This is a genomic window from Bacillus cereus group sp. BfR-BA-01347 (assembly GCF_022663835.1).
GTDB classification, from domain to species: domain Bacteria; phylum Bacillota; class Bacilli; order Bacillales; family Bacillaceae_G; genus Bacillus_A; species Bacillus_A thuringiensis_K.
In genome coordinates this window covers 1-18,008 of the sequence record NZ_JAKUGG010000037.1, presented here as the reverse complement: position 1 = coordinate 18,008, position 18,008 = coordinate 1, and the positions used below count along the sequence as shown (strand labels likewise).

Genomic DNA, 18,008 nt, shown 5'->3' with positions numbered 1-18,008 from the left:
GAAAAAATATTTACTCTTATATCATTATTGATGTTGTCCTCAATTTTCCTCATGTAGCACTTGAAAATCAGTAACAAGTGAAACAATTTTTCCTGCTTCATCGATTCCCCAATAGGAAGGATAAAATCCATCTCCATAACCTGAACGGAATATGATGATATTACTTCCTGTTTCCTCACACACCACGCAATTTCCCCAATCTTCATCATGTTCTGTTAGTATGTCATCTATAAGATCATCATACAAACTAGTAAATTCTTCTCCTAGTTCTTGTTGTAACCTATCTTCTATTTCTTCTAACTTACCAATTGCTTCAACATCTGCAAAGCACCCTAAGCCTGTATCAACTGGGTAACCAAAAATATATCCGTCTTCCAGTTCACTGACATTTTGTCCTGGTTTTGTTGCCATCTTCCATCTTACCGCTTTTGACTCCGACAATTTCAATTCGGCACCAGCAATGACTCCATCTTCCTTATGCCACCAAGCAACAATTGGATATGTACCTGGCTGAATTGTTTGTTCGAAGTGATTTGTATTAAAAATAAGAGGATCACAAGCAACAATTTTACCTGAAGTAACTTTCAACTGTTCTAGTGCTTCGGAACGCAGGGCCTCACTATCCGGTTTAGATAATTCACGTAATAACTTTGACATAATGTTTCTCTCCCTTTCCTTTTAAAATATTTGTTGGTGCTGCCTCCCATATATTTTTACATGAGTTACATTTGTGTTCTGTGGTATTTCTAGCGCCTTTGTATGTTCCTATAACTTCGATATTATCGCCATGAACTTCTAAAACCTCTGCGGCATATCATACCCGCGTTTTCTAATAGTTCTGCAACATATTCTTCATGCGTTTTACGTTTTCGGATATATTGCTCCCCCGTACAAGTGTAGATAGAACAAACATTTATTCATTGAAAAATATAACAAATGAATTTGACTTTAAAATTAGAACCAGTTTTGAGGATGTAAATAATAATCCACCCGTTGATTATATTATTTTAAGGGTAAAAATGCATTAATTAAAAATTCAATAAAAGAAAATCGAACTAGATAGTCTTTCTAGATTAATCTTCTTATTTTATATTCTCAAGGGATATTCCACTTCACTGCGACTCATTGCAATATGTCTACTTCTGTGACACATTACACAATTGTACAGAGATAATGAAGTAATATGAAAAAAATATAAAGATTGTAATTTAATCCTATATATTTTTTATAAATTCTAAAAGTAAATCCCTTATTTTTGGTATGATTGACAGAGACTATTTAATTTCTTATGAATATTCTTAAAAAGAGAGTGATGCTGTATGAAATCAATAAATGTAAATGGGAATATATATCATATTGAATCTATTCCTTTTGAAGATAAGAGTGAGCAGGATGAAGAGGGATACTACGAATATTTTTACAAAGGAGTCAATTTATCGTTTCACTCGGACAAAGAAATAATTAAAGCCCGAATTTATGATGAGGAAGAAATAATATATTTCTTAAAAAATCCATCTCTTGCATTTGGTAAAGATTTTGAAGCTATAAAAGTATATATAATTAAAGAATATGATGTAAATAAATTTAAAATTCCAGGTGAAAAAAAGCCTATATAGAATTATAGCTATAATTCTATATAGGCTTTACCATGACCAATTATAATAAAACAGGAAAACTCACAAAGTACTTATGCCTGTGGGTGATGAAAGGAATGTATTCGAAATAGAGTAAATCAAGTGAAATAAGTAGATTTGAAAATAGATTCTCAGAAAATGTGATTGAAATAGCAGCTGTCACAGGGGCATTAGGAATCGGTGCATCAAAAGGCGGTGACAACATTTTGTGGACTGCGTCAATTGATTTGATTGCGTGGAAAGACTTACATAACAATGAAACGATTACAAAAGAAGACATACGACTCGCATGGTTGGTTGATGATGCAATTAGTTATTTCGGATAAACGTGATGTGATTTGTTAGGATGTGAAGTTAAATGAGAAATGACTTAACATGGCCAGTACCGGATGAGCCAGTTTCAGCAGAATATATAAACTATGTGGGAAAAGAGATAGGGTATATATTTCCAAGTGACTATGTAGAATGTGCTACAAATAATAATGGTTCAGCTGTATTACCTTATAAATTTGAAATAGATACGATAACAAAGGTATTTGGAACTTTACTTTCTTATGATGTAGATAGTAGTGAATATATCGTTAAAGTATATAACCAGTATATTTCTACTCTGCCAAATGAATTGGTGCCATTCGCATTTGATTCAGCAGGAAATTTAATTTGCTTTGATTATAAAAATCATAAAGAAGATCCAATTGTCGTCTTTTGGGAACATGAGGGAGCATGGGAAAAGGAAACATTGATGGAAAGTGAAGGGATTACGGCTGAGGAAGCAGAGGAAAGAGCAAGAGAAAATGTATTCCATATTGCTAATCATTTTACGGAGTTTTTAAATAAGTTACATGATTAGAAGAAGTTAAATCGTAAAAAAGAAATTGTAAAGAATATAGTGAGATAAAAAATACATATAAGCAGTAGGCGATAAAAAGCATTAAAGGATAAAATAGATGAGAAATGGTTGTTGACAGGGGCAATTTGTATTTTATATAGATTAAAGGGCGGAGTATAATGAAAATATGGAAAATTATTAGTGATTCACAGTTTGATCAATTAGAGTGTGAGAATGAAGAAGGACAAGAAATTTTTAATAACTATTTTCAAGATCAATCAGTAATTAATACGTGGAATCCATTGCAAATGAAATTGTCAAACAAAGGAGAAGTATCTGATTTATTAAGTGAAATACCACTTGTTTTTACAAAAGCAGCGATAGAAGTAGTATTTGATTTAATAAAAGGGAAAGTTGAAGTTCTTCCGCTTGTTCATGAAGTATACGAATGCTATGCAATACATGTATTAAACGTATTGGCATGTATTGATTATAAAAATGCGAAACCTGATGATTTTGGTGGATTCGATAAATTTGCTTTTATTGCAGATAAAATTAAGGGTGAACATATTTTTTGTACAATGAACACAAAGCATAAATACGGAGATTTTCCAATTGTATCTGTACAAACATTCGTATCAGATGAATTTAAAGATTGTGTTGTGGAAAGTGAACTAAAGGGGTTTAATTTTCAGTTAGTATGGGAATCCGATGAGAAAAATCATGAACAAAAAATAGAAAATAACCCAGTGATACGTCCAACCTCAATAGAAGATTTTAAATCACATATTCAGCAGCATTATGGACTGATTACGAATCATATAGAAGCAAATACAAAAAGGATTACCGATGTAGAATTATATGATGTTGGACCAAATAAAATAGTTGATTACCATACAGTAGTGACATATCGGAATAGCTATTTCCGTATGCCAGCTCCATCAAGTGTAGATAGTGGTTATTCAGAACTTGTCATGCATCTACCGAAGGATTGGGATGTTTCAGTAACCGCTTTGGCGAGTTCGAAATACAGTTGGCCTTTGCGTCTTTTACAAGAATTTGGAGAAACGACAAGGGAATATGGATTAGGGCAATGGCTTATATTTCCGAATCAATTAGATGAAGGTAAGGAAGATTGCAATGCGTCAATTCATCCATATAGTAAAGAGACGGAATTTTCTGGTGTTATGATTGTGCCACCAATTCCACAGTGTTCAGGGGCATTCAAAATGGAATTTCGTGAAGATGGTAAAAGAATAGAGGGTGACTGGCCGGTTTATTTTCATACCCTATTACCGTTATATAAAGAAGAAATTCAATGTTATTTCGAAGCAGGATTAGATACGTTATTACAAAAATTACTGAAAAATGGTATTGAAGCAGCATTTGACTTTAATCGAGAGAATACGTGTAAATAAGGCAGGATCGATTGAAGAGATTTGTAGTGGAAAAGTAATAAGAATCGCTATATAACTTTACTATTAGTATTAAGGTGGGATATGAAATCCAATTATTTTTCAAATATTAATAATTCAGTAGGAAATGAAATCCTATTAGGTGTTAGTGGAAAGGGTAAAACATGGAAATAAAAAAAGCGTTAGATCGGTATTTTAAAGCACTTATGAATGTATGGGAGAAAAAATATGGAACGTATCCTAAAGTAACGTGGGATGCAGAAGTGGATCCTTTATTATATTTAAGTAATCCAGATGAAGAAGGATATGTATATTGGAAACCTCTTGAGAAAAATAAGATAGATAATTTTATAGAAATTGAGAAAGAACTGAGTGTAAATATTCACGATGCGATAAAAGAATACTTTAATTCTTATTGGTTCTTAGGCATACAAGGCTTTTACGGTACAAAATTAGTTGTCCTTGAACCTGTGGAACCGAATAAATCTATAGTAGAATTTATTCAAATAATGAAACGGTATGAGGAGAGTGAAGGGAGAGAATTTAGGTATATACAGATAGGATTTATCTCTCCGGAAGATAAGGCTATTATTTTTGACAATGAAACAGGAGAAGTATTAATAGAAAACTTTGAAACAGAAGAAAAGGAGTTTCTTTCTAATTCCCTAGTTGAGTTGATAAGTAATTTAAAAATGGAGCAGAGATAATAATATGATATACAGGAGGATAAAATGATCTCACCACAAGATTTTTTAGTGAATTGGAATGAAGAAATATACGGTTTAATTCATTATAATGAAAAAATCATTCACTCGTTTTCATTCTCGAAAGAAACAAAAGACTTCTTAATTAAAGCAGGTTTTCCCGAGTCTGCTCCTCCATTTCTTACATTTAAATCTGCGGATAACGGCGGCGGGATAAGGTTGAGCAAGATACAAAATGAATTAGGTACGATGTATGATAAGTTTATATATTTTGGATTTACTGGTAGTGGGAATCCAATCTGTATTGATGAATCTAAATCACAACTCGTATATATAGATTATGACAATGAAAATAAAGTCGTTCTTATAAATAGTACGATAGAGAAGTTTGCAGAATCTTTACTTGTCTATGTGGAATTTATAAAAGAAGTAAAGGCTGCCAATGGAAGAAAGGCTTATATTGAAAAAAATATACCTGAAGATTTGGTGGAGTGGATTTCTAGTGCACTTCAAGAAATTGATGCAGTTGCTTTAACGAAAGGATGTTTTTGGACAGAAGAACTAGGGAGTTTTAGTGAATAAGTGTAGATAAAAATAGATGGTATTTTTATAGTTGTAAAAAGTTATTCTAAAAGGGGTATGTGGGGTGAATCATAGACGCAAGAAAAAGAAGCCGAAACAAATAAGAAAAGAAGCTGTTCAGATAAAACCGATAGTAGAAGAAAAACCACTAAAGAAGAGTAGCAACAAGTTGGTTGATATTCTCCTAGGAATTCTTCTTTTCCCAATTCTTATATGGGCGGTCTTGGAAGGTTGTACAACACAAGTAAGCAAAGGGAAGGCTTTCCTTATTATCGTTTTCTTTCTCTTAATTGCAATAGGGTTATCTATGATAGGAAACAAATAAAGGGGGAGCTCAGATGTTTAAGAAGAAGGAGAAAAAAACATTTACGTTAGACTTGTAAACACACAAGGGGAAATTATTCGAGAGTTTGATTGTACAGAAAAAGACTTGCGAAAAGTAAAAGAAAATGGTGCTGAAATTCGTGTGGTTGGAGATAACGCATATGAGATGGTAGCAACCGATGAACAACTAGAAAAATTAGCAAGAGTCGAAGCGGAAATCGAAGCAGAAATTAAGGCATGGGAAGACGCTTTAAATGAGAGTTTGGATGAACGCGAAGAAAGAGAAGCAAGACAAAAGGAATTGAAAGCAAAGAATAAATGGAGTACAAAGAAGAAAGTGACCGTATTTGGACTGATATTCTTTGTATTTATTGGATTATCTATTATCGAAGGGTATCAGAATAGTAAACTAGTTGAAGAAGGTACATCATTACATGCAGAAATTGTAGGTAGGCATGTAGAGGAGGAATTCATATTTACACACCCAACATTAGTAGTTGAGGTAGACGGTAAAAAGCATAATGTATGGGTAAGTGAAGAGACATATAGCGGAGCAGAGTGGTTAGGTAGACTAAAAGTCATCAAAACAAAAGATGGTAAAGTGGAGAAAGACCCTAGATATGAGGGTGAAGACTTAATCACGAGTTATTAAGGGACAAGATAAGGTTCCTATAGTGGTAGAAAGAAATGGTTCACTATTTGTTTTAAATAATGTAAGCGGAAAGATCGAATTCGAGGAATTCGAACGTGGGTTGTTTATTACGCATTAACGGGCAGTAAGATCCCCACCTCAAAATTCAGCGGAAGAAAAGAAGTTAGGTGGGGGTCGGGCTGCCCGAAAAAGCCAGATTGGTGAGGGTTGATTAAAGTTTCACTTTATAGAGGTTTCGAATATTTTAAATGAGTTGATTCCTAGTTTGAGACTACAAAATTAAAGAACTATTATTGGAAATAAAAAATGAAGATCCTGATATGTTTAGTAAATCTATTAATGAAGTCATTGAGCTTATCTAATAGTCGAATAATCTCAATAAAAAAGGGTATCAATCTTTATCGAATTGACACCCAGAAACGAATCTGTTTAACATCTAACATATTTACGCTTAAAACCAAGTCTTCCTCTATCTAGTTCTTTCTGAATACTTTCAGAAGCATTTAACAAACTGCTTTTTTTATTATCACGTTTGACTTCAACTATACCAACTTCTTTTGCAATCTCGACTGCTTTTTCGTGTAGTGGTACATATGAAATTGCCGCAGTGTTTAGGAAATTATTCATAGCGGATTTTGTTCGTTCTGGAGAATGATGAATTGTATCTTTCACCATTTCAAGCATATCGGAAATTTTACTTTCGGAAAATTCATTGTCTTTGCGATTTCCTAAAAGCCAACAGTAGCAACTCCAGCCTGCAGACATTTTAAGCTCGTCCCCACTTGCAATCCATTTATCAGCAACGTCTTGTGCAATATTTGACTCCGATAAAGTTACGGCTACAACATAATCAGATAGCATATAAAAATAAGCCCCATCTATCCAACGATCAAAATCAGACTCACTCATAGCTTTCGGATCCGCAATAATGCCTGCAAAGTACATAGCATCGTAATTACCTGTCGCATAAAGTTCTTCAGCTAACTCTTGGTTTAATTTTATTTGTTTGGCGATTGGTTTCATAGCACCTGTAGCTACTCCGAATACTGGCTCATGCGCACCGTTAGATATGTATATTTTTTTCGTTCGTTCCTTACCTAGAGCCTCAAGTTCTTGCATAACTGTTTTAAAATCCATAGCTGTGCACTTCCTTCCTTCATGTAAGAGCCTTTTTAAGTCTTTCATATTTCTTATTTTAATACTAATTGTATTTAAGAGGTATGTCTACTTTCTAAAGGCATCGAAACTTGGTTTGAATTTTAGATGAAATAAAGAGCTAATTAAAAGGGTGGTATAATATAGAAAAAGTGAATGATGAAAATCAAATAGGGGGTATTCAATTGGAAATAAAATTGAATCGATTATATAGAGAGATAGCGGAAACGGTTCATGCCATGATTCCAGAAGAATGGGAGAAATTTTATTTTTATGCACAAATATCAGAAGCTGGAGGGGGAACTTACTTTTTCTATAACAACTTCAGAAATAAACAAAATTATAAGTATAGTGTAGAAATTCCTTTTAAATACGAAGTTAATGAAGAGGAGTTTGAAAGGAAAGAAGATTCTTTATATAAATTGAGTAAGGAATTAAGAGATGTTTTTAAAGATAATCAGCAAGAGCTTTGGTACTCTTTTACAATGTCTCTGGAACATAGTGGGGAATTTAACATGCATTTCGATTATACCAATTGGCTCGAAACAGAATATAGTTTTAGTGATCAAATGATTATTTGGAAACATAAATACTTAGGTGAAGTACCAATTAATGAAAATGATAAAGCGTTAATTAATAAGTATGATAATGAATTTCCGAATAACCCCATTTAACTAAATGGAAAGAAGAAATGTTTTTTATAAAAATTATGTATTTTAAAGTAGTCGGTAAGTTATAAAATTGGTTCTGCAAGATAAAAAATAAAGGAGAACTACAATGGAAGTACATGGAATGGTTTCAATATGGATAGGTAATATGAAAACGCAAGATCAGTTAGATGCATATATCGATGTTACATATGATGAAGAAGGAGATGCTATACCAGCGAGTTTTTTTGTTGATTTTAATATAGATATGATTGATGTAGATGAGGATTTTATTGAAAAGGAAGTGTTAGAAGAAGCAAGTGATGACATTTCTATGTTATTAACGGGATGTTCATATGATGACAAAATACTTTCTCGAATTAACGAAGAAGTTAAATTAAAGAAATCCTACAATTCTATCATATTAATTTATAATTTTCAGTATGACAATTCGGTTAGTAATTTTGAAGGTTTTGATTTTGTGACTGCTACAAGCTATCTATAATGGTAAGAAGGTCACTGTAAGGTAAGGAAGAATGAAAAGTATGTATAGTTTTTCCAATGAATATTTGGTATGATGGTGAATGGGAAAAATATACAAGCAGTTAGTGGTTCATAAAAGGGGGATTGAATTGAAAAGAACGCCTGAATTTGTATTAGGTTTAATTGGTGGCATTTTGGGAATTATTATTTCCATAATATTAATAGTTGTAGCGTTTAATATTATGGAAGGGGTTGATTACGAACTTTTAGCTTATTACTCTATTATTTTAACGGTTCAAATAGGGTTGTTCATTTTATCGTGTTTAGTAAACAAGGTTAATAATAAAGTTTATGGAGTTTGTATGATTGTGATTCCTATAGTTATGTTATTTATGTCATTATTCTTTTTACTTATTCCGACAATTTTACAAATTATATCTGGTTCATTTGCATTTAGAACATTAAAGTTAGAATCGAATGTAAGCTAAATATAATTATTAACGTCTGAATATTCGGTTTTTTAAACATTTTCGTTTGCAGTTCAAATTAACATAAAGCACAAAGTTGTACGCTTTAGGAGGAGAAATAAATGATTATTTGGTCTGGTTGGGGTTTTTTAGTCGCAATTATTGTAATTATTAATACTCTTTTGGGTAAGGCTATCTTTGGATCTATAACGGGGGACGCTACATATTTTCAAGATCATAGTTGGCCAATGGCGGTAATGTTTATTATATCAGGGGTTATGTCTTGGTATTTAGGTAAATATATTAATAAGCCAGATGGGAAAGTTTATATAGATACCGAAACTGGTGAAAAAGTTATGTTTAACAAAAAGCACTCATTATTTTTTATAAAAATGGAATATTGGGGACCGATTCTAGGAGTTATTGCGATTGTAACTTTAATTACAAGATAAAAAAAGAGGATGGGTATAGCAAGAGTAATCTATTCAAGTAAAAGGAGAAATCAGTCATGAATACAAAGAAACTACTAGGGGTAGCAGTTCCGGTCATGTTGTTATTTGGTTGTGGAGTTTCTGAGAAAACGAACACTTCTAAACAGGAGAAAACAGAAGAGTCTAAAGTAAAAGAATCGAAGTCTAATAGTAAGAAAGAAAAAGTTTCAAAGGAAGACTATCCTAATAAAGTGTATAAATTAGGGATAGAGTTTGATAAGTTGTTTGCGGAGCATAACAATATTACAAGAGAGGTTTTTGATGGTAAGAAAAAGAAATCAGATATAGTAGATAGTGTGAAAGAATTAAATAAAACGTTAGATAAATTCGAGTCGATAGATCCCCCTGCAGAGTATGTAAATCAACAAAAGGATTTTGAAAAAGCAATTAGTTATTTTAGAGAGTCTTTTTCTTTAATCAATGAAGTATTCACCCGAAAAGAAAAAAGAGAAAAAGGCGATAAGACTGATAAAGAGTTAATGGAGAAATCCGAAAAGTTAGTGAAAGAAGGAGATATTTACTGGCTTAAGGCATTCAAAGACCTTGAAGGGGATATTAAAATCGGTGACGGTACAGTATCTGTGAAAGATTTGAAAGAGTTAGATAAGAAAGCTGGAATTAATACGGATAACGTTATGAAGAATGTGAAGGATGGTACGGAATTAATTGGTAATTGGGGATTCAAAGGAACAGACGGTTTCATTATGTCACTTATTTTAAAAGGTGATAAGACATTTGAAACGTATGGTAAAGGTGAGTATCCAAATAAAAAGAATTATATTGAAGGCACTTGGGAATATGATAAGGAAGCTTTTACAATCTATTTACATCTCAATAAACGTTTAGTAGACGGTGTAGAAGATACAATTCAAAAAAAGAAAATAGCATATAAAGTTCAAGATTATGATGGGGAAAACTTGCAATTATTTAATGAGACGTCATTTCATACAATTAAGTATGTGAAGCAAAGTTAAAGTTATGTAGGACTAGGTTTAAATGGCCTGGTCCTTCATTAAAGTGCGAGTATGTAAATAATATGTTATCTTTCGTTCTGTTTACTTAGTATCATGTTATTCTTTAATAGAGTAATAAATGGAGTTTTACATTAAATATATGAGGTTGGTTACAAATGATAAAGAAATTCACTAGGTTAGTATTAATAGTGGTTATGCCAATCAGTCTTATTACAGGTTGTGGGGCTACTGAAAAAACTGAAGCACAAAAGCCGAAAGCGGTACAAACGGAGAAAAAGGACTATATGGATTATTCATATGGTAGCAAAGGTATATTAGTAAGTGGCAAAGCGAAAGAACGGCAACAATACGAGATTGGATATATGGATGATAATAAGTTAATTGGGATTGACGAAAATATTGAAGACTGCATTATTTTAGATAATAAAGATGAAGCAGGCCTCATTTGGAAACAAATAGAGCGTGGATTTATTATTGAAGTGCAATACGGTAAGGATCGCAATGATATCGTAGGCGTGCAATTCGTAGGAGATCGTGAGCCATACGAAATTAGTGATAAGTTTGATCGAAATACGATAAACGAAATTGTTGAAAACGTTAAAGGGAATTTGTAATAAATGTATTTCGATAGTATAGGATCTCTTATTATGAAATTGTATGTCAGTTATTTGCCTAAGTTTAAATTGATTATTTTGACGGTAGTTGTAATTAGTTGTAAAATAATGTTTGTTGACGGATTTTGTAAAAAGTATGTTAGATGAAATTCATCTGTAGGGATGACATATAAATATTTTCTTAATGGTTATAAAATATAATTATTTAAATATGTAAATAAAAAGAAGTCATATTAGAAGTACATAGTAGATTCATATTTTAACAAATTAATGTGAGAATAAAGGGAGGTTGAGATACATACACGGCGGGAATGTGTATGTATCTATTATAATAATGAATAAGACAATCAAACAACAAGTAATCGCACTATCAACAAGTCTAGTGATTTTAGGGAGCGTACCTTTATCAGCATCAGCAAAAGAGTTGAACAAATCTCAAACTGATCAACTTAATATTGCCCAGGGAGAAAATGGAACGAGCGGATTAAATTATTCTAATTTCAAGTTGGAAGTTCCTGATCATGTACAAGTTAACGAAGCAGAAGTATCTGAAAATGAAAAAATTCTTTTAGAAGAATATAAGCATAAACATGATGAAACAGAAGAATTAAACAAAATGCAAGATGCTAAGAAGGGGCAAGTAGCAGAAAAGGAAGCTATTTCAAACATTGAAAAGGCATTTGAATCTGTAGATGGTCGAAATGATGGATCTGATCGTCAAATGAAACCTGTTGCAAAGCCAAGAGGTATTCAATATAGTGCACAGAGTACGAAGAAATATGGAACACTTGCAGGAGTTCCATTTGTGGAGTGGATTGTTCCAGCAGGAAATCCTGATATTCGTCCTGCAAATCCGATGAAAGCACGTTACATTACAATTCATGAGACCGCAAATACAGCCGCTGGTGCTAATGCTGAAAATCATGCGAAATATTTATACAAGCAAGCAACTGAAGGCACTTTCCGAACAGCTTCATGGCATTTTACTGTAGATGATAAACAAATTTATCAACACTTACCAACAAACGAAAATGGTTGGCATGCAGGAGATGGAGATGGTTCAGGAAACAGGGAGTCTATCGGTATCGAGATTGCGGTTAACCAAGACGGTGATTACAATAAAGCGTTAGAAAATGCAAAACGACTTGCAGGTTATTTAATGAACAAAGAAGGAATTGGTGCAGATCATATTTACAAGCATCAACAATGGAGCGGGAAAAAATGTCCTGACATTTTAATTTCACGTGGTAATTGGGCTGGTTTCGTACAAGGAATTCAGTGGTATGCAAATATAAATGCGCAGATTGATACGCCTTTACAAGATAAAAATGACTCATTTAATCCAAATGAAAATAATCCAGCTGAACCTAGCATGGAACTAGTGGTAAATGGTAGTGGCATCAATGTACGTAGTGATGCGGGTATTGAACATCGTGTTGTACGTAAAGCTTCAAACGGAGATCGTTACAAAGTATTAGCCGTTAAAAATGGTTGGTATAAAGTAGGTAATGGAGAATGGATTTTCTATGACCCAAGTTGGATTAAAATTAACTACAATGTACCAAAGGAAGAAGTACAAAAGCCTAAGGAAGAAGTACAAAAACCAAAAGATGATATTACAGGTGGCTGGTTTGAAGGGCATATTCGTAAATTAAACAGTCTAGGTATTATGCAAGGCGAAGGTAATGGTGTATTTGCGCCATATCGAAATGTAACGAGAGCGGAGTTTGCGAAATTAATCTCGAATGCTCTTAAACTACCAGAGGGAAATAAGTCATTTGTAGATATTAATGAGGCACATCCATCACTTCATGACGGTATTAAACGTTGTGCAAGTGCAGGAATTATTAATGGTCGTGGTGAAGGGATTTTTGATCCTAACTCACCAATTACTCGTGAAGAAGTATCTATTATGATTGACAAAGCATTACGATATAAAGGAATTACAGGAGAGTTAGTAGCATTACCATTTACAGATAAGCATTTAATAACATACAAAGAATCGGTTCAACGATTATACAGTCTAAAGGTAGTTAATGGTATTGGAAATAATGAGTTTGATCCCCGAGGTACAGCAACTCGTGGTCAGGCAGCTGCCTTTATTGTGAAGATGTTAGATTCAATGCAAAAATAAAATGAAACGTTAATCAGTGAGGGCCACTTGCACTGCAATCGAGCAGTTTATTCACCGAATTTTGAAATGAGAGTGTTACTGCCCGCAAATAGCAGAATAAATGGTATGTAGAAGCTGACATTGGTAGAAGTAAAAAATAAGAAGAATTTGAAAGGAGCTATCCAAAATAATAATTTGGAATAGCTCCTATTTAGTAGGAAGAACAATTGTATTTGATAGATTGTAATGTAGAATGCCCTTCCAAGCCCCTCATAAGCCCCTACCAAGTAATAAATCACTAAGAAAAAACAAAAACAAAAACAAAAACAACTACAAGAACAAAACAAGCGCGAAAAAATGAAACCGGCGTTGTAGTAGTAAAAAAATTGTAATTCGAATGCCAAAACCATTCCCGCAGTCCTATCTTTATAATGAAGGATTAAAATTTTCCTATTTACTAGCAAAGAGTGGAGGGAAACATATGGCAGTATACCGTAATGTGCAGGTGAACTTTTGGCAAGATGAATTCATATTAGATTTAACGCCAGAGGAGCGTTATTTTTACATATATTTGTTAACTGGTACGAAAACGAAGCAATGTGGTATTTATATATTACCGAAGCGTGTGGCAGAGCTTGAAACAGGTTATAGTATGGAGACTGTTGAGAAGTTGCTAAACAGGTTTGTTGAGTATGGAAAGATTCTATATGATACGGAAACGAAAGAGGTATTCATAATAAACTGGTTACACTATAACCCTATTTCAAATACGAATGTGGAGAAGTGCGTATTACGTGAGTTAAAGACTATAAAAAGTAATGAGTTCATACATATATTTTTACGTAAATGCCTTGAAGAAGAATACAAGATTCCATTATTATTGCAGCATTTTGGTATGCCAGAAGAAGAGGATAATAGTAGTTCACAAGTAGTTATTGAAGAGAAAGAAGAAGCGGAAGAGATAGAGGTAGAAACCATAGAAGAGGACGTTCCAAATAGTGAAGTTTATAAGTTTTATGAACAAAATATTAGTAGTTTATCCCCATATATTGTGAAGGAATTGAAGAATTGGATACAAAGACTTTCTGGAGAGAAAGTGTTAGAGGCACTTAAAATTGCGTTTGAAAATAATAAGAAAACGTTAGCTTATGTGAAGGGGATTTTGAGGAATTGGTGTAGCAAAAAGTTAAAGGATTTTAGTGGGGAGAAGTCTGTAATGGGAAGTTTAGAGAGAAGGACATGTATGTTGAGTAGTGTATTTTAATTTACATTAATTTGATATAGAATGTATGTTCGTTTTCGTAGGTTTTATGCTATACTACCATTAAATAAGGGTATTTTTATAATAGATAAAAAGATGCGGGGGGTACAAAGTTTGACTACTAGTACATCTGAGTTGTTTCAATATATTATTATGACAGAAGAACAGAAACAATTATCACAACGATATTTACAGACAAAAGAAGAAGAGATTTTAAAAAATATTCAACTAACGACAATTCGCGATCAAAAAAGAAGTGATTTTGCGGAGCGATTTATAAACGATTTTAGGAAAGTGCATAAACAAGATCCGGATTTTTTTCGATTATTTTACCATATACTCGAGGAGCATTTATTAAATGTTCTTGTAGTCCGTTTTGCGCATGTCAGTTTTTCTAAAATGAAGATTTATTTAGAAAAAAGTGCACTTCCTTTGGACAAACTTGTAGCAATCGCATGTAAATATTTATCCAGTATTTCAAGTTATGTAAATGAAGCAGATGTTTTTCTTAGAGAGTTAACAAAAGAGAGTCTGAACTATATAGAGGGACAATTACATACTTTACCAACTAAGCAGCAAGTAACATTACTTCTCATAATGTTTGATGTAGATTATGAAAAGTTTCGTACATATAGTTCTTTATTGAATGAAAGGTTAGAAGAACATACAGAATTTATATTGAAACTGCTAGGGGAAAAGGAAAAGGTTGAAGCAGTTAAACGGTATTTAAAAGGTGAAGATGATAGTGAAGTATTTATAGGTGGGAATTTACCGGAACATATTTGGCGGCTATTATTTTGTGTTCATAAATATTCGAATGTTGCGAGGCGATATATTGAAATATTGGCGAAGAAAAATGTTTGGGGTTTTATAAACTATGCAACACGTTATATGTGTCACACTCTCGGTCAGTCTCAAAACTACAAAAAAACTGGTAGTGTAAATAGAGAAACATATGAAGAAATTCAAAGTTTTTGTACACAGTTTTGGATTTCTAAGGAAAGATTTTTTGCGCATCGTCTAAGGCAACATGATTTAAATAGTGAGGATTTTTGTAAGACGTATGAATATGAATTGCTATGCTTTATGTTGGAGGAAGATCCTGAATTTATTCAATGTACTTTGCAATATGTAAGTAAACTGAATTATCTCATCATCGCACGAACGTTAGCTGAAAAAGGATATGAGCTAAATATAGGGAAAATGCGAGAAGAATTTTTTGTTGCTGCTTTGCAAATAAAATTGTCTACAGTGCGGGATACATATCGTGATTATTTACTAGGGAAATTGTCACTTGAGGATATGGAGCAAATACTTAAAAATTCGAAATATAGAAGTATGTATTGGGGTATGCCGGTGTTAGAGGTTGCGCTTCTTTGGGATATAGATGATGTAGCGAAGAGGGAAGCTGTACTTACACTACAGTTTGGAGATGAGGATAGTGTTAATTTATACGAACTTCTTTACGAATGTTCTGTCAGAGGAGTAGAACCGAAACAAGTATTAGAAGATCTGCTTTCGTATGGATTAAGTAAGGAAAAGCTTATCGCTTATGCAGTTGAAGAAGCTGCATGCTACAGTGAAGAGAGAAATAAGGCGAAGGAAGCGCTTGTTTGTGTAATTGTAAAAGAACAAGCGTACATCATTGAACGATTTGATGAGTATTCTGCTGTGGCCAAAGCATATATTTTAGAAGAGTTAGCAAAGGATAACATGATTAAAATGCGTCCAATTTTAATTAAAAGCTTAGGAGATTCATCTAAAAAAATGCGTGAGTCTGTAGTTAAACTGCTTTCAAAAGATGTAGAAGCTGCAGTAGATGTAGCAGTTGAACTTCATAATAAAAATAAAATTGTTCGTGAAAATGTGATGAAAATACTTATAGAGTATAAGCTTGAAAAATATACGAAACTTGTACAGGAAGCTTTGCAAGAAAGTAAAAATGAATCTTTCGCAGGAAAATTCTCGTTTTTATTTCAAACGGAGGAAGAAAAGATAGAAGAACTATGTGCACGTATTTTAACTGAACAAACAAGAAATTCACTTCTGCAATTGATTGGGGATGAGCCACAAATCCGTTTACGTGACTCTGATGAAATTGCTGATGCTGCAATTCCGTTAGCCTATTTACAACAGTATATTTCAGATGCTGTTATTGAGAAGAAAGAAACAGCAGAAGTAATTGGTAGAGCTTTAAATGAAGAGGACTTAAAAGAATATGTGCAAACAATATATCAAATATGGATTTCTCAAGACGCAGATGTGAAGAAACGTGGAATTCTTTCGTTATACGGAATGTATAGTGACGACAAAATGGTCGACATACTTATAAAGCAAATTGATGAATGGGTGCTTCAAATGAGAGGAAAGATAGCAGCGGATGCCGTTCGTGCTTTAGGTTTGTCTTCATCTAAGCTTGCACTTATGTCTATTCATGCAATAGCATTTAAATATAAACATAAGCAAGTACGTAATGCAGCAAAAGAAGCGCTAAGTCTTGCTGCGAAAACACGTGGTATAACAGAGGAAGAGCTGGAAGATCAATTGGTGCCGGACCTCGGCTTTACTATACATGGTGAAAAAATAATTGATTTCGGGAATCGAAGTTTTACTGCCATTTTAACTACAGAGTCAAAAATTGAATTAGAGACAGAAGAAGGAAAACGTATGAAGTCACTTCCAAAGCCGAATGCAAAAGATGATGTAGAAAAGGCTGAAGAGGCTAAAAAAGAATTAGCCTCTTTAAAGAAGGAACTCCGAAATACTCTTTCCATGCAAAAACAACGATTGGAAACGGCACTTTCATTAAAGCGTTATTGGTCACATAATGCATGGAAGTCTGTATTTATGGATAATCCAATTATGAAGCAATTTTCTATTTCACTCATTTGGGGTGAGTATAAGGAAGGGAAGTTGCTGAAGGCATTCCGTTATGCAGAAGGTGGCGTGTTCTGTACAATTGACGGGAAGAGTTATGAACTTTCATCTGGCACTGTTATTGGTTTCGTTCATCCGTTAGAATTGCCTGAGGCGGAGAAGGAATTATGGAAAGAGCAATTAGAAAGTGCGGGAATTGTTCAGCCGTTCCTACAAATTGAGCGTCCAGTGTTTGTAGTAGAAGAGAATGATGAGAGTGCTATTGAGAGATTTGGCGGTATTTTACTAAATGGTCGTTCGTTATTCGGTAAGATGACGAAGCTTGGATGGGTCCGTGGGTCTGTTCAAGATGGCGGTGTATATTATACATTTTACAAAGAAGATACTCGTACCGGATTAGGCGTGCAATTGTCATTTAGCGGAGCTTCGATTGGTTATGAAGATGAAGAAGATGTATGTGTATTTGACATTCAATTTTATAAAGCAGGTACAGTGAAGCGTGGTTCATATGAATACGATGAGATTGATGATGAAAGACGCATTGTACCAAAAGAAGTAGATAAACGCTTCTTTAGTGAAATGTTATATGATGTCCAAGTAGCGACAGATTCAAATCTTGGGCATAATGAAAGTTGGCGTAGCGAACGATAAGAAAAACCCCCTTCATTGGTAGGAAAATGAAGTGACCCCCGAAAAGGGGACACCAATCAAAACACCTAAACCACTTGTTCCCTAAATTCTTTAGGGGATAGGTGGTTTAATTTTTCTTGAATTCGCACACAATTG

General features: G+C 33.5%; 18 protein-coding genes and 3 pseudogenes. 19 read left to right on the top strand and 2 right to left on the bottom strand.

The window, feature by feature from the left end; translation table 11 throughout:
- Positions 1–39 precede the first annotated feature (39 nt).
- Positions 40–657, bottom strand: coding sequence for a DUF4241 domain-containing protein (locus tag MR143_RS30440; protein WP_000040620.1), 618 nt, complete (start codon positions 655–657; stop codon positions 40–42).
- Positions 658–1,319: 662 nt separating this feature from the next.
- Between MR143_RS30440 and MR143_RS30435 the strand changes: the two genes are divergently transcribed.
- From MR143_RS30435 to MR143_RS33750, 10 genes and pseudogenes are all read left to right on the top strand, one after another.
- Positions 1,320–1,616, top strand: a complete 297-nt coding sequence (locus MR143_RS30435; RefSeq protein ID WP_002181372.1) for a hypothetical protein — start codon at positions 1,320–1,322, stop codon at positions 1,614–1,616.
- A gap of 125 nt (positions 1,617–1,741) precedes the next feature.
- A pseudogene (locus MR143_RS30430) lies at positions 1,742–1,942 on the top strand (DUF7021 domain-containing protein); the annotation flags it as partial.
- A 50-nt stretch (positions 1,943–1,992) separates the two neighbouring features.
- Complete coding sequence (locus tag MR143_RS30425) at positions 1,993–2,484, top strand: SMI1/KNR4 family protein (protein ID WP_001243253.1); 492 nt, start codon at positions 1,993–1,995, stop codon at positions 2,482–2,484.
- A gap of 158 nt (positions 2,485–2,642) precedes the next feature.
- Positions 2,643–3,881 (top strand): suppressor of fused domain protein, encoded by a 1,239-nt coding sequence (locus MR143_RS30420; RefSeq protein WP_000708147.1) that lies wholly within the window; start codon positions 2,643–2,645, stop codon positions 3,879–3,881.
- A 161-nt stretch (positions 3,882–4,042) separates the two neighbouring features.
- A complete protein-coding gene (locus MR143_RS30415) occupies positions 4,043–4,585 on the top strand; it encodes a SecY-interacting protein Syd (protein ID WP_000403260.1) in 543 nt (180 codons plus the stop codon).
- 24 nt (positions 4,586–4,609) lie between these two features.
- Positions 4,610–5,164, top strand: a complete 555-nt coding sequence (locus MR143_RS30410) for an SUKH-4 family immunity protein (protein WP_046946115.1) — start codon at positions 4,610–4,612, stop codon at positions 5,162–5,164.
- Between the two features lie 64 nt (positions 5,165–5,228).
- On the top strand, positions 5,229–5,489 hold the full coding sequence (locus tag MR143_RS30405; RefSeq protein WP_001016547.1) for a hypothetical protein: 261 nt from the start codon (positions 5,229–5,231) through the stop codon (positions 5,487–5,489).
- A gap of 105 nt (positions 5,490–5,594) precedes the next feature.
- The gene (locus MR143_RS30400; protein ID WP_002181378.1) at positions 5,595–6,140 is read left to right on the top strand and encodes a hypothetical protein; all 546 of its coding nucleotides are present in this window, start codon (positions 5,595–5,597) and stop codon (positions 6,138–6,140) included.
- 7 nt (positions 6,141–6,147) lie between these two features.
- A pseudogene (locus tag MR143_RS30395) lies at positions 6,148–6,258 on the top strand (SecY-interacting protein Syd); the annotation flags it as partial.
- A 160-nt stretch (positions 6,259–6,418) separates the two neighbouring features.
- Positions 6,419–6,502, top strand: a pseudogene (locus tag MR143_RS33750) (Imm30 family immunity protein); the annotation flags it as partial.
- A 67-nt stretch (positions 6,503–6,569) separates the two neighbouring features.
- On the opposite strand, the gene MR143_RS30390 reads toward MR143_RS33750, so the two are convergent.
- Positions 6,570–7,277 (bottom strand): DNA alkylation repair protein, encoded by a 708-nt coding sequence (locus MR143_RS30390; protein ID WP_000346338.1) that lies wholly within the window; start codon positions 7,275–7,277, stop codon positions 6,570–6,572.
- 203 nt (positions 7,278–7,480) lie between these two features.
- On the opposite strand from MR143_RS30390, the gene MR143_RS30385 reads away from it, so the two are divergent.
- The 9 genes from MR143_RS30385 (at position 7,481) to MR143_RS30345 (ending at position 17,873) form a co-directional block, all read left to right on the top strand.
- Positions 7,481–7,969 (top strand): antitoxin YezG family protein, encoded by a 489-nt coding sequence (locus MR143_RS30385; RefSeq protein WP_000403543.1) that lies wholly within the window; start codon positions 7,481–7,483, stop codon positions 7,967–7,969.
- 103 nt (positions 7,970–8,072) lie between these two features.
- A complete protein-coding gene (locus MR143_RS30380; protein WP_000451796.1) occupies positions 8,073–8,447 on the top strand; it encodes an immunity 22 family protein in 375 nt (124 codons plus the stop codon).
- 127 nt (positions 8,448–8,574) lie between these two features.
- Positions 8,575–8,913, top strand: a complete 339-nt coding sequence (locus tag MR143_RS30375; RefSeq protein ID WP_000831724.1) for a DUF4064 domain-containing protein — start codon at positions 8,575–8,577, stop codon at positions 8,911–8,913.
- A 101-nt stretch (positions 8,914–9,014) separates the two neighbouring features.
- On the top strand, positions 9,015–9,344 hold the full coding sequence (locus MR143_RS30370) for a hypothetical protein (protein ID WP_000587855.1): 330 nt from the start codon (positions 9,015–9,017) through the stop codon (positions 9,342–9,344).
- A 56-nt stretch (positions 9,345–9,400) separates the two neighbouring features.
- A complete protein-coding gene (locus MR143_RS30365) occupies positions 9,401–10,357 on the top strand; it encodes a DUF3994 domain-containing protein (RefSeq protein ID WP_001093044.1) in 957 nt (318 codons plus the stop codon).
- 155 nt (positions 10,358–10,512) lie between these two features.
- Entirely contained in the window at positions 10,513–10,971 is a 459-nt protein-coding gene (locus MR143_RS30360; RefSeq protein ID WP_000591639.1) for a hypothetical protein, read from the top strand.
- 334 nt (positions 10,972–11,305) lie between these two features.
- Positions 11,306–13,105, top strand: coding sequence for an S-layer homology domain-containing protein (locus MR143_RS30355; protein WP_033690217.1), 1,800 nt, complete (start codon positions 11,306–11,308; stop codon positions 13,103–13,105).
- Positions 13,106–13,565: 460 nt separating this feature from the next.
- A complete protein-coding gene (locus MR143_RS30350; RefSeq protein ID WP_199717637.1) occupies positions 13,566–14,348 on the top strand; it encodes a DnaD domain-containing protein in 783 nt (260 codons plus the stop codon).
- A 111-nt stretch (positions 14,349–14,459) separates the two neighbouring features.
- Entirely contained in the window at positions 14,460–17,873 is a 3,414-nt protein-coding gene (locus MR143_RS30345; RefSeq protein ID WP_199717636.1) for a DUF4132 domain-containing protein, read from the top strand.
- Positions 17,874–18,008: the final 135 nt, after the last annotated feature.